Origin of the sequence: Legionella birminghamensis (genome assembly GCF_900452515.1) — a bacterium.
In the GTDB taxonomy this organism is placed as follows: Bacteria; Pseudomonadota; Gammaproteobacteria; order Legionellales; family Legionellaceae; genus Legionella_C; species Legionella_C birminghamensis.
This window is the reverse complement of the sequence record NZ_UGNW01000001.1, coordinates 1,694,436-1,718,459: the sequence shown is the minus strand read 5'-3', so window position 1 is coordinate 1,718,459 and position 24,024 is coordinate 1,694,436. Positions and strand designations below refer to the sequence as shown.

The following is a 24,024-nucleotide window of genomic DNA, read 5'->3' as shown; positions in this document are numbered from 1 at the left end:
ACAAGTCTTTCAAATATGATCCTTCAATTAGCAAAATCGGTATTCTAAATAGGCTTCGTGTGGGCCCCGCGGTCGTTGCCGCGGGGATTCGATAGCTAATGCATTTGTGAAGATAGCTATGGAACTTAGGACGGGTTCGCGATCAAAGAAATTTTCCCGCATCCGTGAGCCTGGTTCTGTTCAATAAATTATCAAAATATTTCAACTTACTTAACATTCTTTTAAGCCTCATGCATTAAACTAACAGTATGAACACCTGTTAATGTGTATGAAAATGCCAGAGAAAACTCAAAAAGAAATGAAACTCACTACAGCAGTTGAGTTAATTGATTTAATTTTAAAAACCATAGATGACCCCGCATTAATGGCTAAGGCTATTGACGGCCCCAAAGGGCTTTGGAATGGTACGAGTAAAATCAAGATCACTGATCCTAAGTTAGGCCTTTATTTTGACTCCAATGGCAATTTGAAAGAAGGCTATGGATTTGATTCCCGAATTGATGAATTTTTAAAAAATCTACCAAAAGACGATGCACTTAGTTCACGCGACCAATTTGTTCTCTATGGCTTATTTTTTTCAGGACCAGCAGAACTATTCGAAACGAAGATGCCTACAGACTTCATAGCCTCCGGAGGGTCAACCAATAGCCCCGAGTTTGAGGCATGGAACGCAATGGGCCCTGTCTGCACTGTTGAAGCTCCACACGCTATCTACAGTGAATTGAAGCCTGTTCAATCCATAGACAACCTGAAAACACAATTGCTAGCGGTTAGGCAGCGATTTATAAATAAAATTGGCTATGATGATATCTCTATTGCTGCAACACAGAATCCACAATTACTGAATAATCGTCGTAATTTAGAAGAAATAGCCGAAATTAAGGAAAATGATAAACCCCAGATGCTAAAGGACTTGGAAAGAAATCTGACGATTAATGGACAAAAGCTAGATCTGGAAAAGAATTCTGCCCTAGCTGGGCAAATTGCAACAGCTTTGGATATTTCGGAAGATGAAGCAGAAAAGCTCATTAAAGCACAATCACAGCATATTTATTACGCAGCAAACTGCTTTATCAGCCCGCAGCAGGGGGCGGCAATTCACGAGCAATTATCGGAGAGGGGGATATTTGTTCAATGGAATACCGATTCAATAGTATGGGACATTAGCAAGGAAGGGGATGAGCTTGCCCAAACTGTTATTGTTAAAAATATGGAGTTTTACGATGACAGGAAAACATTAATTCATACCATCGACTGCTCATTGCGTATTGATTTTACATTTAACAAAGAAGAAGGGGTCTGGAAGCGTAATGATCTGGTTCATTTTAAGGGTGATGAGGCAGCGAAGGAATTCATGACTCAATTGATGACTGAGCAAGCATTTAAGATCAATAATCAGCCTGTGCTTAAACCGCTTGTTCCTTATCAGTTTCCAAAAATTGATACCTTGCTGGGTTTCTACCGTTTTGATCGCGATCTTTTTGCGCAGCGTTTAAAAGGCATTGTTCCGGATCATGCTGAATCGATTATGGGCTTTTTACACGGTATGGAAGATGAATTGGCTAAAAAGAATTTAACTCTCCGCGACTTTCTTGAAAATAACAATCCCCAGGCGCTTCCTGGATTTTTAAGTGAAAACCCTGAGATTAAATCATTTCTGGAAAATGGAGAAATTGTTATTAGCAGTTTGATACAGAATCAAAAGAAGCTTATGCCATCTCCGAAAGAAGATGCTCTTGTCTGGAAATATGATGCCCTGCAAAGAATTCCTTTTGCCAATGAAGCTGGTTTAAAAAAATATTTGGATGTAGTGGGCAAACTCTTAACAGCAGGTGAAGTATTGGATGCTCTGATGACAAATGCCAAAGGCATTGAGAAGCCGGAGAACGCCTGGAAACTGGAAAAGATGGTTGGGCTCTGGAAGCAGACTTATCCTGATTACGCCAGTATCCCTGAGGAAAACATCAAATCGATTCTGGTAAAATTAAGCCAGTTTAGTGACTTCGCAGTGAGCAACTCTCCTGTGTTTGAGCAACTAATTACACATCTGGTGATGCTTGATGATTTACAAAGTAAAGAAATTCCCTCTAAATTAGGCTGCAGAGTACTGATTGCTCATTTAATGAGTCTGGTAGATGGGCTGCCTGATAAAGAAAAAAATGAGTTTACTGCTATCTACAAAAATACAATTCTGGATCACGACATTGCTATGCAGGAAGCGCTGATTGCCGCTAAGATTCCGCTGAAACATTCCCTGGCAGCATTAGCGCAGCAATATAATATTTTTCCGATGCATTCGGTCAATGATGTCCTTCATTTTGAACGGGAAGAAGAAAACCAGCGTGCCTTTTTTACAGCAATTGCCGACTTAAGAATGCAGGCTGAATCCCCCCTAGTCTCAAATGCCGATAGGGCGATTATTAAAAACATGGCCGATAATCTAACCATGCATGGCATGGTGTATTTTACGGGGGAGTCGCATGATAAAAAGGATCTCAATGAGTTCAAGCAGACAGCCAGGAATCTGGTCGAAAACGCAGAGAATCACTTATCATCGACCAGTAAAAGCTGGCTTGGCCGCCAAATCCAGAAATTACTGGCCTGGATAGGAAACTATATATCCTTCCTGAAACCCAAAGAAGAACCCGCACAGCATAGTGTTTCAACTGTGAAGAACACAATTTCATTTTTGAACTTCAAAGCTGAAGTGAAGGCGGTAAGAGAAGAGGGTGTGGAAGCTGAACCTGAGCCACAAGCTCCATCTCCCTCCTAGATCGGCTTTGCGAACAAAGTGAGGCAATCCAGAACCATGCCTGCACGAAGCTTCGATCTGGATTCTTAACGCCAAGGCTCGCAATGATGGCTAGCTTCGTAGTCTTAGCGCATTAATAATTACTGATACCGAACTCAGGGACATCGCTGCGGCTGCAATCATAGGATTAAGCAGTGTACCCGTCAATGGATAGAGTATTCCAGCGGCAATCGGAACGCCCAAAGCATTATAAATAAAAGCAAAAAACAAATTCTGTTTAATATTTCTGACCGTGGATTTGGAAAGATCATAGGCCTTTAAAATGCCCGCCAAATCACCTTTTAACAAGGTTAAGTCAGCACTTTCGATGGCTATTTCACTGCCAGTTCCCATGGCGATGCCAACGTCCGCCTGGTTCAAGGCGATAGAGTCATTTATCCCATCGCCAGCCATGGCCACGATGCGATGTTCTGATTGCAAACCGCTTATCACCTTGCTTTTGTCTTGAGGTAAAACATTGGAAATAACATTTTCAATTTCAAGCTTTTCAGCAACTGCCTGTGCTGTTTTCTGGCGATCGCCAGTAAGCATAATGACCGTAATGCCACGCCCTTTTAATGCAGCGACAAGGTCACTGCTATTGGGTTTGATTGCATCAGCAATGGCGAAAACAGCAACCGGTTTGCGATCTAATGCCATATAGATACAGATCGCTTCTTTCTGATGCGAATTGCTATATTCGGAAGCCGTGTCAACTAGTCGATTATTACCGATACTTATCGCTTGTCCATTTATGATTCCGCGTACACCTTCGCCGGGAATTGCTTCGAAATCCTGAACCTCTGGCAAGGTTAAAGATCGCGCTTTAGCTGCTGTGATAATCGCATGGGCCAGAGGATGTTCACTGGAAGATTCGAGGGCTGCCGCCATGGCAAGTAATTGATTTTCGGTCGCTTCAGAGAGTGATATGATTTCCACCAGGCTGGGTTTTCCCTCTGTCAGGGTACCTGTTTTATCAACCACCAGCGTATCTATTTTACTCATTATCTCCAGGGCTTTAGCGTTTTTAATTAAGATACCTCGTTTTGCTGCTTCACCGACACCAACCATAATTGACATTGGCGTCGCCAATCCAAGCGCACAGGGACAGGCAATAATTAATACCGAGATTGCCGATAAAAGGGCATAGCTCAGTGCTGGTTCAGGCCCAAAGAAAAGCCACCCTATAAAAGCAGCGATACTTATCGCAATTACCAGTGGAACAAACCAGGCAGACACCAGATCAGCAAGTCCCTGAATTGGAGCCCGGCTGCGCTGTGCCTCACTTACCAGGGTGATTATTCGAGAAAGCAAGGTGTCAGCGCCGACTCGTGTTGCTTTCATAATAAAACTGCCATTTTGATTGAGGGTAGCGCCAATCACTTCGCTATTGCCGACTTTTTCAACGGGTATCGCTTCGCCAGTGAGCATTGATTCATCCACATAGCTTTGCCCGCTGATGATTACGCCATCCACAGGAATTTTCTCTCCAGGTTTAACGCGGAGCATGTCATCCATTGCAATCTGATCCAGAGGGATTTCTTCTTCATTACCCTCTTTCAAACGATGGGCTGTCGCCGGGCTTAGGGACAGGAGGCTGCGAATGGCTGTGCTTGTCTCTGCGCGCGCTTTTAATTCCATTAGCTGTCCTAAAATAACCAGTGTGGTAATGACTGCTGCTGCTTCAAAATACAATGGGGGGTATCCTGCTGCTGTATAAAGCTTTACAGGGAACCCGTTTGGAACAATAAGGGCTGCCATGCTATATATCCAGGCTGCTCCAGTGCCGATGCTAATAAGGCTAAACATATTGAGATGGCCTGTTTTAAATGATTGCCAGCCACGAAGAAAAAAAGGCCAGCCACAGTATAAAACGACGATACTGGTCAATATTGCCTGTAGCCAGGCTGATATTGTTGGGGACAGTTTCCAGGAAATGAAGTGTTCGGACATTGCAACAATAAATACGGGAATTGTGCCAATAAGAGCAATAAGAAAACGCTTCTTCATGTCCTGATATTCAATATTCTCCTGTGGTTCGAGACTAAGTGTCAGGGGCTCCAGAGCCATGCCGCAGATTGGACAGCTGCCTGGGGTGCTTTGTTGAATTTCAGGATGCATGGGGCAGGTGTATATTGACCCTGGAGGCGCTTTAATAGGAGTAGTTTGTTGGTGAGAATGACAGCATTTTTTTATAGGGGGTTGACCGTCCCGGGATGGTTCCATGGCAAAGCCTCAAAAGTTGAATATCCTGTTTGATTATATCAGTATCATCTCGGGCTTTGTAGCTGCGATCGCCAGCTAGAAAAATTGCCTTAACACAGAAAAGATTTAACCTTTTACACACAGGATTTGCTTTAAGGTGAAAATAATTTCGACCAAATCATTCTGTGCCTCCATCACTTTCTCAATGTTTTTATAGGCTGAAGGAGTTTCGTCCAAAGTTGATTCATTTTTTCTGCATTCCACATCAACAAGTGATTGCCTGTGTTCTGAGAGTGAAATGCTTTTTTTGGCTTTTGTACGAGACATCAGGCGTCCAGCGCCGTGACTGCAGCTGTGGAAGCTATCGGGATTTCCTAATCCTCGCACAATGAATGATTTTGCGCCCATACTTCCGGGAATAATTCCATATTCGCCTTTTTTAGCGGATACAGTTCCTTTGCGTGTTAAATACACCTTACGGTTAAAATGTTCTTCGATCTGTACATAATTATGATGGCAATTAACAGCAAATAAATTTGTTTTTACCGGGCGATTAAGCACTCGGGAAAGGCTGGTGATTAATGCGGTCATCATAAGTTCCCTATTTGCCCTGGCAAAATCCTGTGCCCAGTAAACTGCCATGAGATAATCATCAAAATAACGGCTGCCTTCAGATAAATAGGCCATATCACTATCCGGTAAATACACACCCAGCCGCTGCATGTCCTGTTTGGCCAATTCTATAAAATAAGTGCCAATTACATTGCCGACACCGCGGGAACCGCTGTGAAGCATTAACCATACATTCTGTTCCTCGTCGAGGCAAATTTCGATAAAGTGATTGCCCCCGCCTAACGTGCCTAATTGGTTAATATTATTGCTATTTTTAATGCGTGGATGGCGTTCGCATAGCTGCTTAAAGCGATTTTCCAGGGGAAGCCAGTGCGCTGATATCAGAGAGGAAATTGATTTCCATTGACCAATCGTTTTCCCCGGCTGGCTGCCATGTGGAATTGACTGTTCTATTTCAGAACGCAGCAACTGTAAGTTATCAGGAAGATCTGTGGCGCACAAATCCGTTTTACAAGCCATCATTCCACAGCCAATATCGACCCCAACAGCGGCAGGGATTACTGCTTTTAAGGTAGGGAGAACGGTACCAATAGTGGAGCCTTTTCCGCAATGCACATCAGGCATCACTGAAATCCAGCGGTAAATAAACGGCAATCTGGCCAGTCTTTCCAATTGTTCCTGCGCTTCTTTTTCAAAGGCAACCCCACGGGTCCAGGCTTTAATGGGGACTCCAGATGTTTCGATCAAATTATAATTAACGGTCATTGAATTCTTACTGTGAAATACGTGTTTACAAAGATGAACTGCCGTCATTGCGAGCCATGCGAAGGACCACTATTCTGAATGTTTCACTTTCTTCACAAAGACGGTATTTAATTATAGGGCATCTGTATCATGAAAGCGAAATTGAGTTTTTCCAGGAAAACATAGTATAGTGGCTGACCTGCAGTTTCAGGAGAATTAAGCAATGTCAGGGTGGTTTTCAGAGTACTATAAGTCTTCATCAACGCATCGCCAGAGCCAAAAAATTTCTGCTTTTGCGACGGTTGTGGAAAAAGCAATCAGCAATACCGATGTCACTTCAATCCCAACAAAAATAGTGCAAGCCGGATCATCTCTTTATACGATGTTTTGCACTTCAACACATCTGAGTGAAAAGATTCTGAATGGATTGGAGGCTGGAATTGCCTTATCCCAGATTGGATTGCTTATTGCCCTTTATTTTGAAGGCCAGGAATGTGTGACCGATGAGCACTCTCTATGCAAGGCCTATCTATTACTGGAAATGGGATACAATGGATTTCTTGCTTTGGGAATGGGCACTGCAGAGGTGTCTAAAGAACCTGTAGCACCGGCAGCCACGGCGCCGACTGTCTAACACTCATTATTTTGAAAGGAGGTCAATGTGCGGATTGCCATTATATTCAGCACTTTTCTATTATTTACTTCTGCGCTTTATGCAGAGTCCAATAACAAGATCGAACAGCTGATTCAAAAAAAATTACCCCAGGCTACTGTGGCTGTTCTGGTAAAAGATCTGAAATCCAACGAAGTTGTATACAGCAGGAATGCTGAAAAATTATTGGCACCAGCTAGCAGTATGAAGCTGTTGACAGCTGCTGCAGCACTGTATCAATTAAGTCCTGGCTATAAATTTGAAACACGATTAATGAGCAAAGGGGATGATGTATATATTGTTTTTAACGGCTCGCCCTCATTGACCAGCAATGATTTGACATTGCTGCTTGCAAAACTGCCCAAAAACATAAAGGGCGATCTGATTGTCGATGTCTCCCATTTTAAACCGCCGTATTATCCCAGTGGAACCTCCTTTGATGATTTGGGCTGGTATTATGCTGCACCGGACACCGCTGCAATTCTCGATGAAAATGCAGTGGCATTTAAATTCATCAGTGCGAAGGAGTTGGGAAAACCTGTCCAGATTAAATCGCAGTCACCTAATAACCCGATACACATTATTAATGAAGTGCGTAGTGTATCGGCTCAAACTGAAAAAAATCACTGCAATATGAATATTGATGTGCTGACGGGTAATACTTTGAAATTATATGGCTGCCTGACTCAATACAAAGATCCTTTATTAATGAAATTGGCTATTCCAGAGCCTGTTGGCAGAGCCAAGGAACTTATCCGAGACTATTTGAAGCAGAAGCATATCATTCTAAAAGGGCATATCATCACTGGTAAAGTGCCGGCGGATGCTAAAACAATATCCCGGCTGGAATCGCCTGGTTTAACACAGTTGGTTACTCACATGCTTCTTGAATCAGATAATCTTTACGCCAACAGCCTTACCAAGGAACTAGGTTATCGTGTGACTGGCGAGGGGTCTTATAAGCAGGGTGTTTTCGCAATAAAGCAGATCCTTAGTAAAAATACCCAGGTTGATGTGAATAAGATTTCAGTTTATGACGGCGTAGGTACCCGCTACAATCTGGTGACAGCAGAACAAATGGTTAACTTGCTGACAGATTTATATCAAAATGAGGAATTACGCAGTATCCTGTTAAACGCATTGCCCCAATCAGGAAGTACTGGCAGCCTCAAAGCACGTATGAATAAAACAGTTTTGAATCAGCTTGTCTATGCCAAAACAGGAACACTTCATGATGTATCGTCCTTATCCGGTTTTCTCATACGCCCAGGGAAAAACCCTCTGGCATTTTCGATCATAATTAACGGTGTCGATAAACCGATTGCTGTGGCTAAAGCGCTTGAAGAGGAGATTTTACTGGCAGTTTATGGGGAGTAATACGGATGATTGCCGTGCCCAGAGATGGGTCCCGCGGTCAAAGCCGCGGGAATACGGCTGCTCCTCGCCGCAGGAATATGGTTGCTCCTCGCCGAGGGAATATGGTTGCTCCTCGCCGCGGGAATACGGCTGCTCCTCGCCGCGGGAATACGGCTGCTCTTCGCCGCGGGAATATGGTTGCTCCTCGCCGCGGGAATATGGTTGCTCCTCGCCGAGGGAATATGGTTGCTCCTCGCCGCGGGAATACGGCTGCTCCTCGCCGCGGGAATACGGCTGCTCTTCGCCGTGGGAATGCGGTTGCTCCTCGCCGTGGGAATGCGGTTGCTCCTCGCCGTGGGAATGTGATGCGACTCCCCGTGGCGAAGACCACGGGGTCCATCTCTGTGGTGGTACAAAGTAGGTAGCCAGTAGGTATTATTTAGTCAGCGGAGGATGATCCATCGGCTCCGGCAATTCAGGCCGTTTAACAGGGATCTTGCCTGGTATTTTGCGGCTTATATCACGGCTTAGGCGAGTAAAATTAGCATTCATACTGCTGACTAATGTTTGCTGATTAACCACAGGCAATTTAATGCAATAGTAGACGCTGTATTTCCTGCTATCTACAGTCTCACCATAAAGAACATAGTCTGCCTGAAGAATACTATTCCCCTGAACATCGACTTTAAACTCATTAATATTCACCTGAAGCTGGAGTCCAGGATCAAATTTTGGATCCCAGGGGGCTACCTCAACCACTGTATTAGGAAGTAGTGCTGAAAGATTGCTGCGTAAAACGCGTTTTACATTGCTTTGCAAGCCCTCTGCCCATTGATGATCATCGTCCATCTGGCTTTGATTGGAGGAGGTAAAAAGCATCAACTGCGGTTTTGCCAGATATTCTGGAATGCTGACATCGTCGATGCCGAGACGAATTGTTGAAGGTCCTGATGCCTGAAACTTGGTATTGGGAATAGGATTGATTACATAAAGGAGTGGTTCCTTGCTTTTCCCGCAGGCGCCCAAGAACAAAACCATAACCAGTATGATGATTCGTTGCATTATCTGCCCCTTAGCAAGGCTTCAGGATGACGCGCCAGATAATCAGTTAAAGTGCGGACTGAATAAGCCATCTTTGAAACCTCTTTTAAGCTTTCGTTCCAATAGATTAAGGCACTTGGTATTTGTCCGGTCATCAGATCCGCAAACTGATTAATACTGTCTGCCATTGTCTGGATAGCAATGATCGCCTCTTTTAATTCCCTGGATTTCACGAAATTGCTAATGTCATTCAAGGTCCTTCTTGCAGTTCTCATCGTATCTTTGGCGCTCATATCATCTTCCACCGATGCCTCGGTAGGGAATAAGGGAACGCCGTGGAAGGTCCTCGCCTTAACAGAAGTTTGTTTTTTCTCTGCAAGAACCAGCTCGATAGTCGATGTACCAGTAAGCAGGTTAGGGGAAGAGATTGTCGCAACGATTCCATTTTGAATCAGAATCTGAATAGGGTTATCGCCTGGTTCAAAAGATTTCTCCACAAAAAACTCAACATAAACTGGAATAGAGACATTGGTTTTTGATTTGGTCGCTGTTAATTCCACACGTTTAACCTCGCCAATTTTAACGCCTCTGTAGGTGATGGGGGAGGTGGCATCTAGTCCGCTTAAAGACCCTTTGAATAGCATGACGTAAGTTTCAATTTTACCATGCAAGTACTGGTTATAAACGAATAAAGTCCCAAAAACGGCTAAAATGAGGGCAAAGAAGACGAAAATACCCGTTCCAATATAAAACCTTTCCTGTTCCATGGGTTTCCTAAATTCTAAGTAAAATTCAGTTTTACTAAAACACTAATGACCACCAGCCAAAATAAACCCCGGGTTATGATTCGTGAGACTGCTTTTCTAACCGGCATTACCTTATTTGTGACATAGTAATAATAATAACCTGCAGTATAACTGGCAATCGTTGCATACAGAATAGTTTTAACCAGAGAGGTAATGACATCGGCCGGATTAATAATTTCCGAAAGGCGAAGCACATATTCATCGGTACTCATATGCAAAAGATAGGAGAAGGTGAGGAATACACTTAAAAAAAATGTTGCAGAGATATAAGTATAAAGCAGCATTGCGGTGATATTAACACCCACTATTAAAGGAAGAATTGTCTCAAGCATTACTCTATCAGGCGTATGGTTAAGGCTGGGATGGTCAGGATTAATCAGATTGAGACCGCATTGCACGCAGAAAATAAAACCTATCGGCAGCGGGGCCATATCTCTGATAATTGTGCTTTGGGCAATAAATAAAGCCTGGTTTTGTAGATTAAAGGGGGCCAGAATGTAATTGATGCTATAAGCCAGGGATGTCCCGATAAGACCGCTTAATATTATTAAGGGGAAAACCAGCACGGAGCCTGCATGCAAGGTATTGAGAATAGTGTGTTTCCATCGCACATCTTGCCATTTAAAGATAAAGATGTATGATAAATGACCTAAATAAATAAAAAAAAGCGTAATTGCTCGCTGCAAGTTAAAGAATTTTTTACCTGTATGAAAAAAAAATTTTGACATTAAGTTTCAACTGGTCCCTGTTTATTAGTGTGAGGATAATAGCAGTTATAAGGCTATTAGTCTCATGAGATTTAATTCAGCTAGCATTTTGAATATACTAAATTATAAGGACTTCACGTCCTTATGAAAATACTTAAATGGAATTAATTAAGGCATACGGAACAATATGACACCCTGGTATAAACTACTGCTTACTCCCATAATCAAAAGAATGAATCGGGATGAGATGGAAGCTGCTGTGACATTTATAAATGCAGTTTTCGCGCATTTAGAAAAAATGATTTTTGATTCTGAGTTACCCCTGCAGGTTCCTTTTGGCATCGTTTATCATATTCACCGGGAATACAGTTCTCCGGAAAAAAAGGTGCTTCTCAAAGATCTCGCCCGTCTGATGCTTGGGCTTTCCATACTTTATACAAAATATGCTGAAGAAGCCTCTGTATATACCAGCGACTTCTATGAACTTGTGAATGAACCAGCCCTCCGCCTGCCACAGGACTACGCCCGACCACTTATTGCGAAAAGACTGGCGGCAAACTATTCAGAAGAAGAAGTCTACCTTTATATTAAGGATAATAAGCTCCATTGCTTTTTTCTATATAAAGATGATCCCTATGTTTTTTGCCTGGATAATTTGACTGAAGCCCCCAGCGACAAGGAATTAACAAGGGCAATAGCGCAAAAGCAGGCGGAGCCTATTGCAGCAAATGGTGCTCTGACATTCATAACGGACTCTTATCCTGAATGGATCGAATCAGAGAATAAAGCGTATCTGAAGATCAGAAACGGGGAAATTTATTGTTTTTTTAGGCATAAAAAAGATTTATTCGAGTTTTGTGTGGATAATCTTACCAGGCAGGCTAAATTAAGCATTCAAGCTAAAATAAGACGGGGGGAAGGGATAGGCGGTGTCTTTGCCGGAGTATTAAAGAAAGCCCTTGCGCTTAAAACACAAGAGAAAATTGAACAGGGGTTTAAACGAGTTTTTAAAACCAATGTAACGCCGAACTGGACTGAACTGCGATCTGACAAATTATCGCTTATTGAAAAAGCTTATCTTTTTCGCGTCATTGAAAATGAAACTTTAGCCAAGTTAAAATTCCAGTTAAATATTGGCTTTACATCTGCAGAGAAATTATTATTCCAACAGGACAATCCACAATTCGAGCAAGTCTATTCAGACGATTTCTTCATTTCGCTGTATAAGGATTATTTTCAGGTGGAGGTTGAGCCAGGGGAATTACAGCGCCTGATAAAAAATGTGATACCAGAGCATATTCAACGGCAGTGGGAATTGATATTCAGATCTTTGCTTCCATGGAAAGCGCTTTTTATGAAGTATAACTGGAATATTGATCTTCTTGCTTTAATGCGAAAACATCAGGTAGAGGATGCAGAACTACATGCTATTCCTGGACGAATAAGCAGGTACTGGGCACCTGTTTTCAGTGCCGTATCCCCTTTGAACGAACTTTTTGCAATTGAGGATATTTCTTCCTTTGCAGAGCAGTTCAAAAAGATATTGCGCCTCCTGCTAGACGATATGCTTTTAAGCCCTTCCCCGGAAAGTATAATCAGGAAAAAACAATTCCTTGATTTTTTACACTCCCGCGATTGTACTTATCAATCAAGCTGGGCCAGTGTAATCTCATGGGGATTTTCTATTGGCGATATCTCTGCCGCAATAACTGAACCTGAAGATACCCAGCTTGTTAGTATCAACCGCTTGCTGGCCTTAGTCAGCATGGAGGGAAGAGGCCTATGCGATAAAGATAAACTTGCTTTTGCACAATGGCTTAGCAAATTAAGAGAGGGCATATATAACAGTTACATCGAGAGTGATCCGACCTTATTTCCAGATAAACTCCTGAATGATTATCCATTTGCTGATGTTCTCGGACCAAAGCTTAAACCGTTAATTAGCATTTTTTCTATGCTGAGACAAATACCGCCTATCATTGATAGCAAACTGCTTGATGCTATATTGCTTCTCCTCTCCAGATTCCCCTCTGAAATTGCTGATTACTTTCCAGAATTTTCAAATCAATTACTAAGTCTTTTTTTGCAATTGCAGGAGGCTTATACAAATGCCCAACTAAACCCTGAAGAAATTAAACGGAAGTTGCTGCTGCACATTCACCGTTTTGATATGTGTTTTACTGATCAGGCTTGGGGCAGGGCGGCTGAGGAAGTTGAATGTCAGTTAATTCAAAATACGGTTTATACTCAAATATTTTCTCAAATCAGCAGCCTCAGTAAAATAAATAGAAATATGTTTGTTTTTCAAAATGACTTACGGGATCTGGTTTATACCCTTTATTTAGAAGGAATGAAGACACCTTTTAACGCGGCAAGCTATTTCCAGTGCTATTTGCTGCTGCTCAAGGATTTTGAAAAGGAGAGCTTGTCAACGTCAGTGTACGGTCATGCGTTAATCAAGAGCCTGCTGGATATTGGAAAACAGGTTTATCAGCATTCATTAGCAAAGGAAGCAAATAGCAGTGAGCTTGTTCAAGCCAGGACAAGGCTCAGAAGACAACTGTTTTTCCATGCCCTTAGTCAGCTCAAAAGTCAAAATACGAATGTACTCTCCCAAGAGGCCTCTGAAAAATATCAAGAAAATATTGCACGAAAAATACATTTGGTTATCAAAGTGGAAGTAAATTGGGATGTATCAGAAAAAGAAATTATTTCCGCTAAACAATCATTTATAAAATCTGTTTTTGTACAGGAGCATACCAGGCAGGGTATACTTAGCCATTTCATTGACGGTAAAGACTATCTGGCGAGCACTCTTTTTTTTAACAATTCAGATAGTCGTAAATTGTTCGGAGCGATATCACAGATTGATCGGTTCGCGATGTCTCTTATGAAAAAGTATCCTTATAGAGTGGAACTGCTGGACTCACTTGCCTGCGATTTAAGAGTCGCCGCTGTCGAACTGTTGGAAAGTAATCAAATAAGTTCTAATCAAGTGAAAAAAATCGTCAGTAATTTTATACGCTTATTGAATAGCAAGAATGAATTATTATCCGTGGTTAAAAACAGATGGGCGAATGTTCGTGCCGATTTGGTGAAGACCTTATCGGAATTGGAGATTATAAAAGCATTAGGCGCATCATTTCAGTTAGCCCTAATCAAATCATCGTCGATGCCCGAAAATACCAACCTATTTTTTACCAGAAGTATTTCTCAGAAAAACTTGCAGGATTCAGGGAGCCGTCTTGAACCCCCTAGCCCCTGAAGAACTTACTGGACTTTAAGTGAAACTCTTTTAAAATTGTGAATTTGCGCTTGGGGTTCCAGAGAAAATTATGGGTGCTATTGATGCGGTGATTTCTTGGGTAGATGGTTATGACCCTGTTTATTTGCACAAACTCAATTCATTCTGTGAAGAACAGGGTATTCAACGTCATATCGCGGTAGAGCCGACACGCATCAACCACTGCAATGAAATCCATTATTGCCTCCTGGCTCTTGAACGTTTTGCCCCCTGGCTTAGAAGCATTTTTATTATCACAAACCAGCAGACTCCTCCTGCCGTATCTGATTTGAGAAACACCCGGCTTGGCAGCAAAATTCAAATTATTGATCAAAATGAACTCTTGCAGCAGTTTGGATCGACCGCACCGGTTTTTAATAGCATCAGCATTGAATGGCTTATCTGGCATATTCCGGGATTGTCCGAGCAATTTATTTATTTAAACGATGACTTTTTTATTATTCGTGATGTCTTTCCTGAAGATTTTTTCCAGAATAAACAATTGATACTACGCGGCGAATGGAAAGTTCAGGCAGACAAAAAGCTATCTTATCAGTTTAAAAAGCAATTCAGTAAATGTCTGGGCCAGACAGTACCTCTTCCAAAAACCAATCCGCATCGTGCCTGGCAGGAAAAAAGCGCTCAGCTGGCAGGTTGGGATAAGCGGTTTTATTTGCTTCCTCATGCACCATTTCCATTATTTAAAAGTTCATTTACAAAACAAATTACAACGGATTCAGAACTATTCAACGCAAATATTCGTTTCCCATTCCGCCATCCCGATCAGGTATCCAGTATTCCCCTAATCGTTCACCATGATCTCAAGCAGAAAAGGGCGGTACATGACATAAAAAAGCAAGCGCTGATGGTTAATGGAGAGAGTCACAGTTTTTCAAAAATAAGGACCCGTCTGACGCAGGCTCAAAAGAATAACAATGTGGCATTTGTCTGTATGCAGAGCATTGATCAGGCGCCCGCTAAAGTTCAGGCCTATATGCTGAACTGGCTTGAACAACATATCGTATAGGATAATGCCGCCAAGGATTTCGCAAATGAAAGTTATTATAGATGTTACCCGACTAATGCGCCGCACCGCTAAAAGGCAAACTATTACGGGAATTGATCGCGTCACCATGGCATTTGTCAGTCATTATGCTGAGAAAGCGCAGGCGCTCGTCCGCTGGGGCGGCCGTAGTTGGGTATTACCCCAGGCTCAATCACAAGCCTTATTTAAATGGCTGGACTCCCGCGGATCAAAGGTTCAGTTGGCAAGATACATTCTCAGTGGAATATTATTACGCCGTAAAATAAATGAAAAAACCGTCTTATTAAATACGGGACATGTCGGTCTGGGACAATCGGACTACCAACGAATTATCAAAAAACAAGGCGCCAAATCTGTTTTTATAGTACATGATACGATTCCAGTTACCTACCCAGAATATTGCAGTCCTGGTGAAGATCAAAGATATCATGAGAAAATGAGTTCTATCTTATCGCTGGCAAGCGCGATTATTACTAATTCACAGGCCACACTGAATGATTTGAGCAGTTATTTAGATCAAAAAAATCATGCACTCCCTCCTTGCAAGGTCATTCTGTTGGGTTCTGGTATTCCTGCAGCAATAAAGCCAGGCCTAAGGCCCATGCAAAAGCCTTATTTTGTGATGTTAAGCACTATTGAGCCTCGTAAAAATCATTTATTGATGTTGCAGATATGGCGGCAACTGGTGGAGGAGATGGGGGAAGCAGCGCCTCATCTTGTCGTTATTGGAAAAAGAGGATGGGAGTGTGAAAACGTTATCGATATTCTTGAGCGCTGCCAGGTATTGAAAAATTACATCACTGAACTCTCCCAATGTTCCGATGCGGATTTGGTTAATTATCTTCATCATAGCCAAGCACTTCTGTTCCCTTCTTTCAGTGAAGGATTCGGTCTGCCTCTTATCGAAGCTTTAAGTTTAAAAGTGCCGGTCATTGCAAGTGATTTGCCGGTGTTTAAGGAAATCGCCGGCGATATTCCTGAATACATTAATCCTTTGGATGGCAGGCGATGGAAAGAGTTAATCTGTGAATATGCCGATTCGAAAAGCCTTCGCAGAACCCAGCAAGTGGAGCGTATTAGCAGTTTTAATTACCCTACATGGAGCGATTATTTTAGGCAAGTGGATTTATTGCTCAATGAGCTGTAAATCCTGCCAGTTGAAAGCTAAAGTTTTTGTACAAATGACATTGTTTATTAAGGAGATGCACTGTAAAATGTTTGGCCAGTTATTTAATGGGTAATTGGCAATGGCTGTGCACTACAATTTACAAGCAAGAAGAAATCTTAGATCATTTATTAAGAAACAAAATCAGTCTTATGATTTACAAGTCATTCATGAGGCGGCTAGGAAGCTTGTTGATGATTATGAGAGAAACATAGAAGAAAGTCTAAGCGCAAGAGCTGATTTTTTGCTTCAAATTTCTAATAAAACCGCTTCTTTCTATGATGAGGAAATTTATAATAAGAAGTCGTTCTGGGGAAAAATTCTCTATTTTTTTGGATGGCTTCCACCAAAAGAACGAAAGCTGCTTTCATTGACGAAAAATCTTGAAAAAAGAGCCCGTACTATTGAAGCAGAAAAAGTTAAATGGGGCTTTCTGGATAGTTTGGTTCTTTCTTTAGCCGACGACGCGATTCAATCAGCTACTGATGACGAACAAAACACTGATGTTCTTCTCAAGACTTTATCCCATCGTTCCTTGCTAGCTGTCACCGATGTGCCTGACAGTCTCCAGGGAACTTTTCGTACTAATGCCTATCGCCAGCACATACTTGATTTACAGGATTATTTAACTACACTACCTCCGAACTCACCCTCTCGTATGCGCTATGAGGGAATCCTTAAACAATTACTCAATTGCCAGGAATATGAGAAAAGACTCTGGCAATATAGCGCTCGATTCAAATACCTTCAATCATCTGGACGCTTTAAAGATGCCCTTATTTTTCAAGAAGAGTTTCTCAGTGAAATGGTATTCAATACGGTAAGGGCTATCGACGAGCTGGAGCCGGGAGAAACAGCTCTTTTTAGTCATGGTTTTACCAGTCTTGCAGGCTCCCACGCAACTTTGTTTGAGGCTGAGCGACAAGACGCGGATGATTCTGCTGTTTTAATGTTTATAAATACAGGCTACGGGGTTGAGAAAAACTATAGTTGGACTACCGCTTTTAAAAGTATTTTCAGTTCAGGCAAAAGCCCGGCAAAAGTGACCGCGCCCATTTCCATAGACGAACTGGCAACTGCTCCGCTGGTACCCGAATTGCTGGCACCGTGGATTATACCTTCACCGAGCTTGGAGTCGGGCTTGCAACAGATGTTAAAACCCTTATCCGACTTACAAACACGAGGAATTTTATTTGATGGCAAACCGCAAGTCCGCCATCAGGTGATGGGATCCTGTGCCCAGTCTTGCATTGATGCCTGGCAGGAAATGAAATGCACTGAAACAGAGTCAATCTCTTTTCAAATTTTTCGCTTAAAGAAAACACTGGATCAGATTAACACTCTGTTGAGAAGGACTGACTTGAATTTTCACCAGGCAGAGTCATGCAGACGCATGCAGGTAGCGGTATATGTTGAGCTTAATAGCTTGCAGTCAAGATTAAGCGCTATCAGTGAAAAAACTAGAAAGAGTATTGATACCTGCCTTAGAAGTTTAGATAAGGCACGTGAAGAAAATGCTGAGGCAAAAGATAAAAAACCTAAAGAAATCGATCTGAAGGATGAAAAGGTTCTGGAGAGTTATTCACAAAAAAAATTATCGTCCAGTCAGGCCAAGTTTTCTCGAGCCGAACAAGACAAAATTAACAAAGTTACTTTAGAGGATACGATTTCTGTAATAACAGCTCCGAGAAGCTTTTTTAAGATGGGCAAGAAAAGAAAGCTTACTGAGGAAGAAGTTAAGGAAAATAAACTCAATAAAGTATTGCTCACTAAGCAAATTACGTTGTTTAAAGCTTGGGATAAACACCACCAATCCTTACGGCAAAGCGCCATTAAACCGGGGGATTTAAATCAGGAGCAGTTAAAAAGGGTAGAAGAGCTAGCCAATCTGCGAAAAAACGATGGTTCTATTCAATATTCACAGTTGGTAATGTAGCGTTTCTGCTGCACGAATCCCCCGAGGCACAACTTTTCGAACCCCTGCGGTGCAACTTTTCGAATCCCCGCGGCGCGACTTTTCGAATCCCCGCGGCGCGACCGCGGGGCCCATGTAATAGCTTGGTAATAGGCCCCGCGGTCGCGCCGCGGGGATCCGGATAGGTCTCCGCCGCGGGGATTCGGGTAGGTCACCGCCGCGTCCGGCTTGTCAAATTAGAGCATTCCAGACAAACAGTTAAGAGTGGATGTCAGTGAAAAGGCAAGATTCATCGTATCATCCTGATTGCATCTTTCATAAAATTCACTATGCATTTGTTTTGTTTCTTCCAAAATAGCCTGAGTATTGGTTCTGATCTTACATTTACATTGCAGCATACCCGATAGGGCATCAGTAATAACAGGATCTATTACTTCTGATAAATATTCCACTATTTGTTTTTCTGATGTCTTTAAATCGATCTGGAACAATTTTTGGGCCGTTTCTGCAGGAAGATTCACTAGTGAAGGAAGCATTAACCAGTAATACTGGAAAAACTGGATTTTCAATAATCCTGTCATGGCAATGCGTTGCTGCTCCTGAAAGAATTTGGGCTGATTTGCTTTGAACTCCTCGAGACTGGCAGGTTGGGCAGGCATTAAGCCGTTCACAGTGCATTGCAGCAATTGTGAATAATCAACTAATTTAGCGTTGAGAACGTCCTGATAGACGCCAGTTACTCCCCCAAAAAAAGCAGGATCATCAGAACTTAAGGTGACCACCTGAGCAGCTAGTAATTTTTTTAGCTGGATGTGTTGATCCAGATCGGGGATCTCTTCATAAACAGCGATGTCGCTCTTTGGACAAATTTCAAAACGCATTCCTTTAGCAATCATGGCATTCAGACAATCTTCACTGTCTACAGCGTTTCGTCCATGCGCTATCCAGTCAAGAAGCCTTGTCGCCTCTAATATGGTTTGTGAGTCCGAGTATTTTTCCATATGCGCAGTTAAAAAATAGGGCTGATTACCTGCTATCGCACGATGCTCCCGTACTTTTTCATAAAAAGGGATAAATTTCCCAAAAGGATGATTTAGCTCATCACCGGCCAAACCTATGGTAGTAATTAGTCGATTGGGAAGTGCCCTCAGATTTTGCCAGATTTCCTCATTTTCTTCTTCTGTAACCTGGCGTTCCATGTAGTAGCGCAGCCTTAAAATACTAACCTCCCCAAATTCACGCATGCCATTTAAAAGTGCGTTGTTATAAGCCTGGATAAATTCTGGAAACCCCATTTTATCTTTGCATTGGATCCAGGATATCCCCGGCAATGCGAAAATAACATTATTTTTATAGCAATATTTATAAAATGCATAGGTGATGTCCTCAACATCCTGAGGCGTTTGAATCAGCTTGGATATTGCGCGAAAATCCTTAAGAAATTGGCAAAAATCTTCTAGCCCGCGGTACATCCATAAATCGCTTTCTGGATCAATGAGATACTCTGGAAATTCAACTTTATTGCGCTCAGCAAGTTTGCGTGCCAGTTGCATATCCATTAAAAAGCCAGCCTCGGCATGTACATGAAGATCTGTCTTGGGCATTTTTTTAACTAATTCATCATTGAGGGAGTATATATTTAAATGTCTTTGCAGAGCCTGTACGAGCTCTTCCGATAAAGGCGGTAAATGTACAAGGGGTCTTTGTTTCGAGCTGCCTTCACATTTATTCAAGTCGATAACCTGACCATCCAGTGATGAAGAAGCAGGTTTTGTTTTTCCAAAAAAAAATTCCAGCATGATTTTTTCCCTAATTCATTAATACCGCGCCATTCTTTCATAAACAGACAAGAAGTTCCATAAATAGCTTCTGTGCGGTAAGTTTGCTCATGCGGATGGAATAATGGGCTTAGTAAGACCTGTACCATCAGTCTAGGTTTTTCAGATTAAATCGCGTGGCGTAAGCATTTGTTTTTTGCTCTTCTGTCAAACGGACATACGCTTTTTCAAGAAAGTTCTGCATTTTATCTTCTGGCAGATTATGAATAATTTTATAAAATGCATCAGAAGAGAGTGATAAAAAAAGGCACGTTGAATTTGTTTTTACTGTGGCATTTCGTTCACAGTGATAGAGTAATCCAATTTCTCCAAAGAAATCTCCATCACTTAAACTGGCGATATGTTTTTCTGTAGCATTCTTCTCTAAGAAAACGTCAACCATCCCTATAGCAATAATATAGAATTTGTCTTCAGGATCGCCTTGTTTAAATACAATCTCACCTTTGTCCCAGCGCTCAGTAATCATACTGTCAGCTATTTCCCTCTTTGTATTGTCGTCCAAATCAGCAATCAGGGGGATATGTTTAAGCCAGTCGGGATTCACTTTTACGAAACCCTGTTCGGGTATCAATGTAAATCCTTGTTGTTTATTCCATAGCTGCGCATAGAAACCATTCTGCTTCAGTAACGAAATGTGATTGCCGCTTTCAATAATCTGACCTTGGTTCATTACCAGTATAGAGTCAGCGTTAACTACAGATCCTAGTCTATGCGTGATCGAAATAATAGTATGCAGACCCGCCAACTCGGAAATCGTTTGATCTATCAATGATGAAGAAAATGGATCAAGTGACGAGCTTGCTTCATCCAGGCAGAGAATGGCGGGATTGGCAATTAATGCACGGGCGATGCAGATTCTTTGTTTCTGACCACCCGACAAATTCGAATGTTTGCGCCCAATCATAGTATTGTATCCTTGTGGCAACTTGATAATTTCTTCATGAACTCCAGCTTTCTTTGCCGCCTGAATTACTTCATCCTCTGATGCGCCAAGCTTACCCATTTCAATATTTTTTAAAATACTTCCTTCGAATAATTTAGGTTCCTGCATTACGACTGAAGTTTGTGCAAGGAGCGATTCCTGGGGAATATTACTATAATTCTGATTATCAAAAAAAATATTACCTGTAGTTGGTTTTAGCTCCTTTAATATCAGTTTTAAAAGTGTGCTCTTCCCGGAGCCGCTTAAACCAACTATTCCTACAAACTGACCCGCTTTAATCTTAAAACTTAAAGATTTTAAGGATGGCATTCCGCTATTGTAATTAAAGGAAACCTCTTCGAATGCGAGCGCGTTTTCAATGCGTGGCAAATTAGTTTCACGAGGCGATGTTTGTCTGGTTTTTAATAATCCGTCAATCACCTCAAAGCTGGCAGCACAGCGCATGATCAGGGGAAGCGTGTTGCTGATGTTGTTAATTGCACCTAAAAAAGTCCTGAATAAGAGGATGAATCCAACGAAAGCTCCCATACTTAACACTTTGTAGAAAACCAGTACGCCTCCCAGGCTATAAATCAGAAGTATTGAGAAAGTTACCCCCAATAATAAGGAGATACTGGATAAGCCCAGATTGAGATTGTATCTGCAGTTAATATTAATCGATTCATTGATTATGGATTTAAACAGATTTTTTCTATAATTTTTGAGCAGCTCCAGACGGATCACGTCTTGCATCGAAATGTTTTCCTGAACCGTGTCAATAATTTCTGCATCGACTAGCTGCTTGTTTTTAGTTTCTTTGGCGGTTTGTCTAAAAAAGAACCTGGATAAACTTAGTATCAATATTACACAAGGTAAAAGAATGAGTGTAATAAGCCAGTCAAAATAAAATAAAACGGCCGCGGCGGATATGCAAAGAAAGAAATCACCTATTATACTCCATGTAATAAAAAGGGTAGTGCTCTCAATAAGGGATAAATGCTCACTGAAATAAGAAATAAGAGGAGTGGTTTTTGTCTTGTAATACTCATCGAGATCCATGTCCTGGAGTCGTGAAAATAGCTGACATCTAATGTCTGCCATAATCCTTGCGCCCATTGACGATAAAATTTTAATGCGCATTATAAAAACAAGACAGAAAAATAAAAAATTGATGGATAAAAGTGATATGGCGATTGCTAATAGGAAAGTGTCCTGGCTGCTTATTACTTTGTTAATCAACCATTCCACAATGACTGGTTGCAGGCATTGGAACAAAACGGCTCCAAAAACCGAGAAAATTAACAATGCAAATAGCATGGGCTGTTGCATTTGATATTTAAACATCTTCTGATAAAGCCCATAGATACTCATTTTATTCTCTGCAACCGATCATAATTTGAGTATATCAAAGACAGGCAGAATTGCTTTGCATTGGGTTATGAGACTTGTAATAAAGCCCATGCTAGATTAAAATTTGGTCAAACTGATACAATGACAAAATTCATGCCAATTACTTCAACAGACAAAGATATTACATCCATACCATCAGAAATACGGGAGCAGGGCGGTAAACCTGAGCAGGGCTTCGGCTTTACCGAGTTAATGGGAAAGCGGCACCGACAAGAGGATACCCTCGCCTGGTCGGAATTTAATCCAGAAGCATTAAGTGGACTGACTCCCGAACAAATCGGACAACGCTTGTGGACTGCCCATAGGCAGATAAATGCGGAAATTATCAACAAGAAGGAATTAGATCATGCTGGATCGACAGCAGTAACCACGGTGATCAAGAATAATTTTTTGATCACGGCTTTACTGGCCGATGCCGCAGCATTTGTTGCTATCTATAATGAGAACGCGGAAGTTATTTCTGCCACCCGATTAAATCGAAGAACACATACGCCTAATCTGGAAAGAGAGCGAATAATAGAAGCAGGTGGATGTGTGCTCTCTGGCAGAGTGTTTGGCAGTCTGGCAGTAGCAAGGGCATTGGGTGATGCCCTATATGCACCGTCAGTCATTGCAGATTCTGATATTAGTATTGCTGACTTGTCTAATATTCCACCTGGGTATTCGGTCCAGTTAATTAGTAGTTGTGACGGATTCACCGATGGGGCGAAAGCAGAGGAAAAAGCGGAAGATAGAAAAATAGACGAAACGCCTCAGGAAAAGCAGGGTAGGGAGAAGCAGGTTCAGGAACAATATTTGATGAATGCTCTTAAAGCATTTAATAATGGGAAACCTAAATTGGCTTCAGAAATGTCCCTGTCTGAGCATCTTGCTGAATGGGCAATAGGAAAGGGTTCTGCCGATAATGTCAGCGTTTTAATTCAAACTGTAAAAGAGTCAGGTAAACCCGCATGCTTTAATGGAATTGCTGCTATCTATGATGGTCATGGCGGCCAACAGGTTGCAGCCTTTGCGGCTGACAATATTCGGGCTACCCTGGAAGGGCTTTTTAAATTAACCGAGGAAGAATATCAGATACTGGAGCATAGTGCGGTTTCGCAGAAAGACTGTTTTCTTCGAGACAATGCCAGCATACCTGTACTGGATTTAAATACCATAATAAAAAAACCAGAGCCTGCTAGCAATCCAGCGCCTGCCTTGGAAAAAATTGCTGCCCCACATAGTCCAGGTTTCTTTACCAATACCAATGGATCACCTCAAAAAGAGAAAGGAGCTCCGCGGCGCCAATTGAAGAGGACTCAATCTGTACTGGATCTAAGTGATATACTTGAGGGAGAAAATTTACAAGAGGGTAAAAGGGTTAAATTCTAAACCGCGTTTAATACTCATTCGAATTCAAGCGCCAAAGCCCATCCAACTGCGGACGAAGCCCATCGAATCCCCGCGGGCGAAAACCACCGAATCCCCGCGGCTTCGACCGCGGGGCCCATGGTGGGCTTAAGCAAGAGCTTAGAAAACTACAATCCTGCCAGAAGTAAACATTGAATGAACTGCCCAGTAAATTGGGGATC

The 24,024-nt window shown here is 42.0% G+C and carries 16 protein-coding genes; 9 read left to right on the top strand and 7 right to left on the bottom strand.

The window, feature by feature from the left end; translation table 11 throughout:
- Positions 1 to 274: 274 nt before the first annotated feature.
- The gene (locus DYH42_RS07265; RefSeq protein WP_058522959.1) at positions 275 to 2,773 is read left to right on the top strand and encodes a hypothetical protein; all 2,499 of its coding nucleotides are present in this window, start codon (positions 275 to 277) and stop codon (positions 2,771 to 2,773) included.
- Positions 2,774 to 2,863: 90 nt separating this feature from the next.
- Here DYH42_RS07265 and DYH42_RS07260 read toward each other — a convergent pair whose 3' ends face one another.
- Both DYH42_RS07260 and DYH42_RS07255 read right to left on the bottom strand, forming a co-directional pair.
- Positions 2,864 to 5,017: a copper-transporting P-type ATPase gene (locus DYH42_RS07260; RefSeq protein ID WP_058522960.1), complete on the bottom strand. Its 2,154-nt coding sequence runs from the start codon at positions 5,015 to 5,017 to the stop codon at positions 2,864 to 2,866.
- Between the two features lie 105 nt (positions 5,018 to 5,122).
- Complete coding sequence (locus DYH42_RS07255) at positions 5,123 to 6,334, bottom strand: RtcB family protein (protein WP_058522961.1); 1,212 nt, start codon at positions 6,332 to 6,334, stop codon at positions 5,123 to 5,125.
- Positions 6,335 to 6,536: 202 nt separating this feature from the next.
- Between DYH42_RS07255 and DYH42_RS07250 the strand changes: the two genes are divergently transcribed.
- The 3 genes from DYH42_RS07250 (at position 6,537) to DYH42_RS07240 (ending at position 8,687) form a co-directional block, all read left to right on the top strand.
- A complete protein-coding gene (locus DYH42_RS07250) occupies positions 6,537 to 6,947 on the top strand; it encodes a hypothetical protein (protein ID WP_058522962.1) in 411 nt (136 codons plus the stop codon).
- Positions 6,948 to 6,974: 27 nt separating this feature from the next.
- A complete protein-coding gene (gene dacB / locus DYH42_RS07245; RefSeq protein ID WP_058522963.1) occupies positions 6,975 to 8,342 on the top strand; it encodes a D-alanyl-D-alanine carboxypeptidase/D-alanyl-D-alanine endopeptidase in 1,368 nt (455 codons plus the stop codon).
- Positions 8,343 to 8,423: 81 nt separating this feature from the next.
- Positions 8,424 to 8,687, top strand: a complete 264-nt coding sequence (locus DYH42_RS07240; RefSeq protein ID WP_172464989.1) for a hypothetical protein — start codon at positions 8,424 to 8,426, stop codon at positions 8,685 to 8,687.
- Between the two features lie 69 nt (positions 8,688 to 8,756).
- Here the strand turns inward: DYH42_RS07240 and DYH42_RS07235 are convergent, their stop codons facing one another.
- From DYH42_RS07235 to DYH42_RS07225, 3 genes are read right to left on the bottom strand one after another with little or no spacing between them, the layout of a single operon-like run.
- Entirely contained in the window at positions 8,757 to 9,383 is a 627-nt protein-coding gene (locus DYH42_RS07235; RefSeq protein WP_058524184.1) for a PqiC family protein, read from the bottom strand.
- The gene (locus DYH42_RS07230) at positions 9,383 to 10,129 is read right to left on the bottom strand and encodes an MlaD family protein (RefSeq protein ID WP_058524183.1); all 747 of its coding nucleotides are present in this window, start codon (positions 10,127 to 10,129) and stop codon (positions 9,383 to 9,385) included. The genes DYH42_RS07235 and DYH42_RS07230 overlap by 1 nt, the downstream gene beginning before the upstream one ends.
- Positions 10,130 to 10,143: 14 nt before the next feature.
- Positions 10,144 to 10,779, bottom strand: coding sequence for an ABC transporter permease (locus tag DYH42_RS07225; RefSeq protein WP_162263104.1), 636 nt, complete (start codon positions 10,777 to 10,779; stop codon positions 10,144 to 10,146).
- 283 nt (positions 10,780 to 11,062) lie between these two features.
- Between DYH42_RS07225 and DYH42_RS07220 the strand changes: the two genes are divergently transcribed.
- From DYH42_RS07220 to DYH42_RS07205, 4 genes are all read left to right on the top strand, one after another.
- Positions 11,063 to 14,140, top strand: a complete 3,078-nt coding sequence (locus tag DYH42_RS07220; RefSeq protein WP_058524181.1) for a hypothetical protein — start codon at positions 11,063 to 11,065, stop codon at positions 14,138 to 14,140.
- A gap of 70 nt (positions 14,141 to 14,210) precedes the next feature.
- Positions 14,211 to 15,185, top strand: a complete 975-nt coding sequence (locus DYH42_RS07215; protein WP_058524180.1) for a hypothetical protein — start codon at positions 14,211 to 14,213, stop codon at positions 15,183 to 15,185.
- A gap of 25 nt (positions 15,186 to 15,210) precedes the next feature.
- Positions 15,211 to 16,350, top strand: coding sequence for a glycosyltransferase family 4 protein (locus DYH42_RS07210; RefSeq protein WP_058524179.1), 1,140 nt, complete (start codon positions 15,211 to 15,213; stop codon positions 16,348 to 16,350).
- A gap of 100 nt (positions 16,351 to 16,450) precedes the next feature.
- A complete protein-coding gene (locus DYH42_RS07205) occupies positions 16,451 to 18,304 on the top strand; it encodes a hypothetical protein (RefSeq protein WP_058524178.1) in 1,854 nt (617 codons plus the stop codon).
- 215 nt (positions 18,305 to 18,519) lie between these two features.
- On the opposite strand, the gene DYH42_RS07200 is transcribed toward DYH42_RS07205, so the two are convergent.
- Both DYH42_RS07200 and DYH42_RS07195 read right to left on the bottom strand, forming a co-directional pair.
- Positions 18,520 to 20,082 (bottom strand): amidohydrolase family protein, encoded by a 1,563-nt coding sequence (locus DYH42_RS07200; protein ID WP_058524177.1) that lies wholly within the window; start codon positions 20,080 to 20,082, stop codon positions 18,520 to 18,522.
- 127 nt (positions 20,083 to 20,209) lie between these two features.
- Positions 20,210 to 22,414 (bottom strand): ATP-binding cassette domain-containing protein, encoded by a 2,205-nt coding sequence (locus tag DYH42_RS07195; RefSeq protein ID WP_083503152.1) that lies wholly within the window; start codon positions 22,412 to 22,414, stop codon positions 20,210 to 20,212.
- 132 nt (positions 22,415 to 22,546) lie between these two features.
- Between DYH42_RS07195 and DYH42_RS07190 the strand changes: the two genes are divergently transcribed.
- Positions 22,547 to 23,824 carry a PP2C family serine/threonine-protein phosphatase gene (locus tag DYH42_RS07190; protein WP_058524174.1) on the top strand — a complete coding sequence of 426 codons (1,278 nt, stop codon included), beginning with the start codon at positions 22,547 to 22,549 and terminating at the stop codon, positions 23,822 to 23,824.
- Positions 23,825 to 24,024 lie beyond the last annotated feature (200 nt).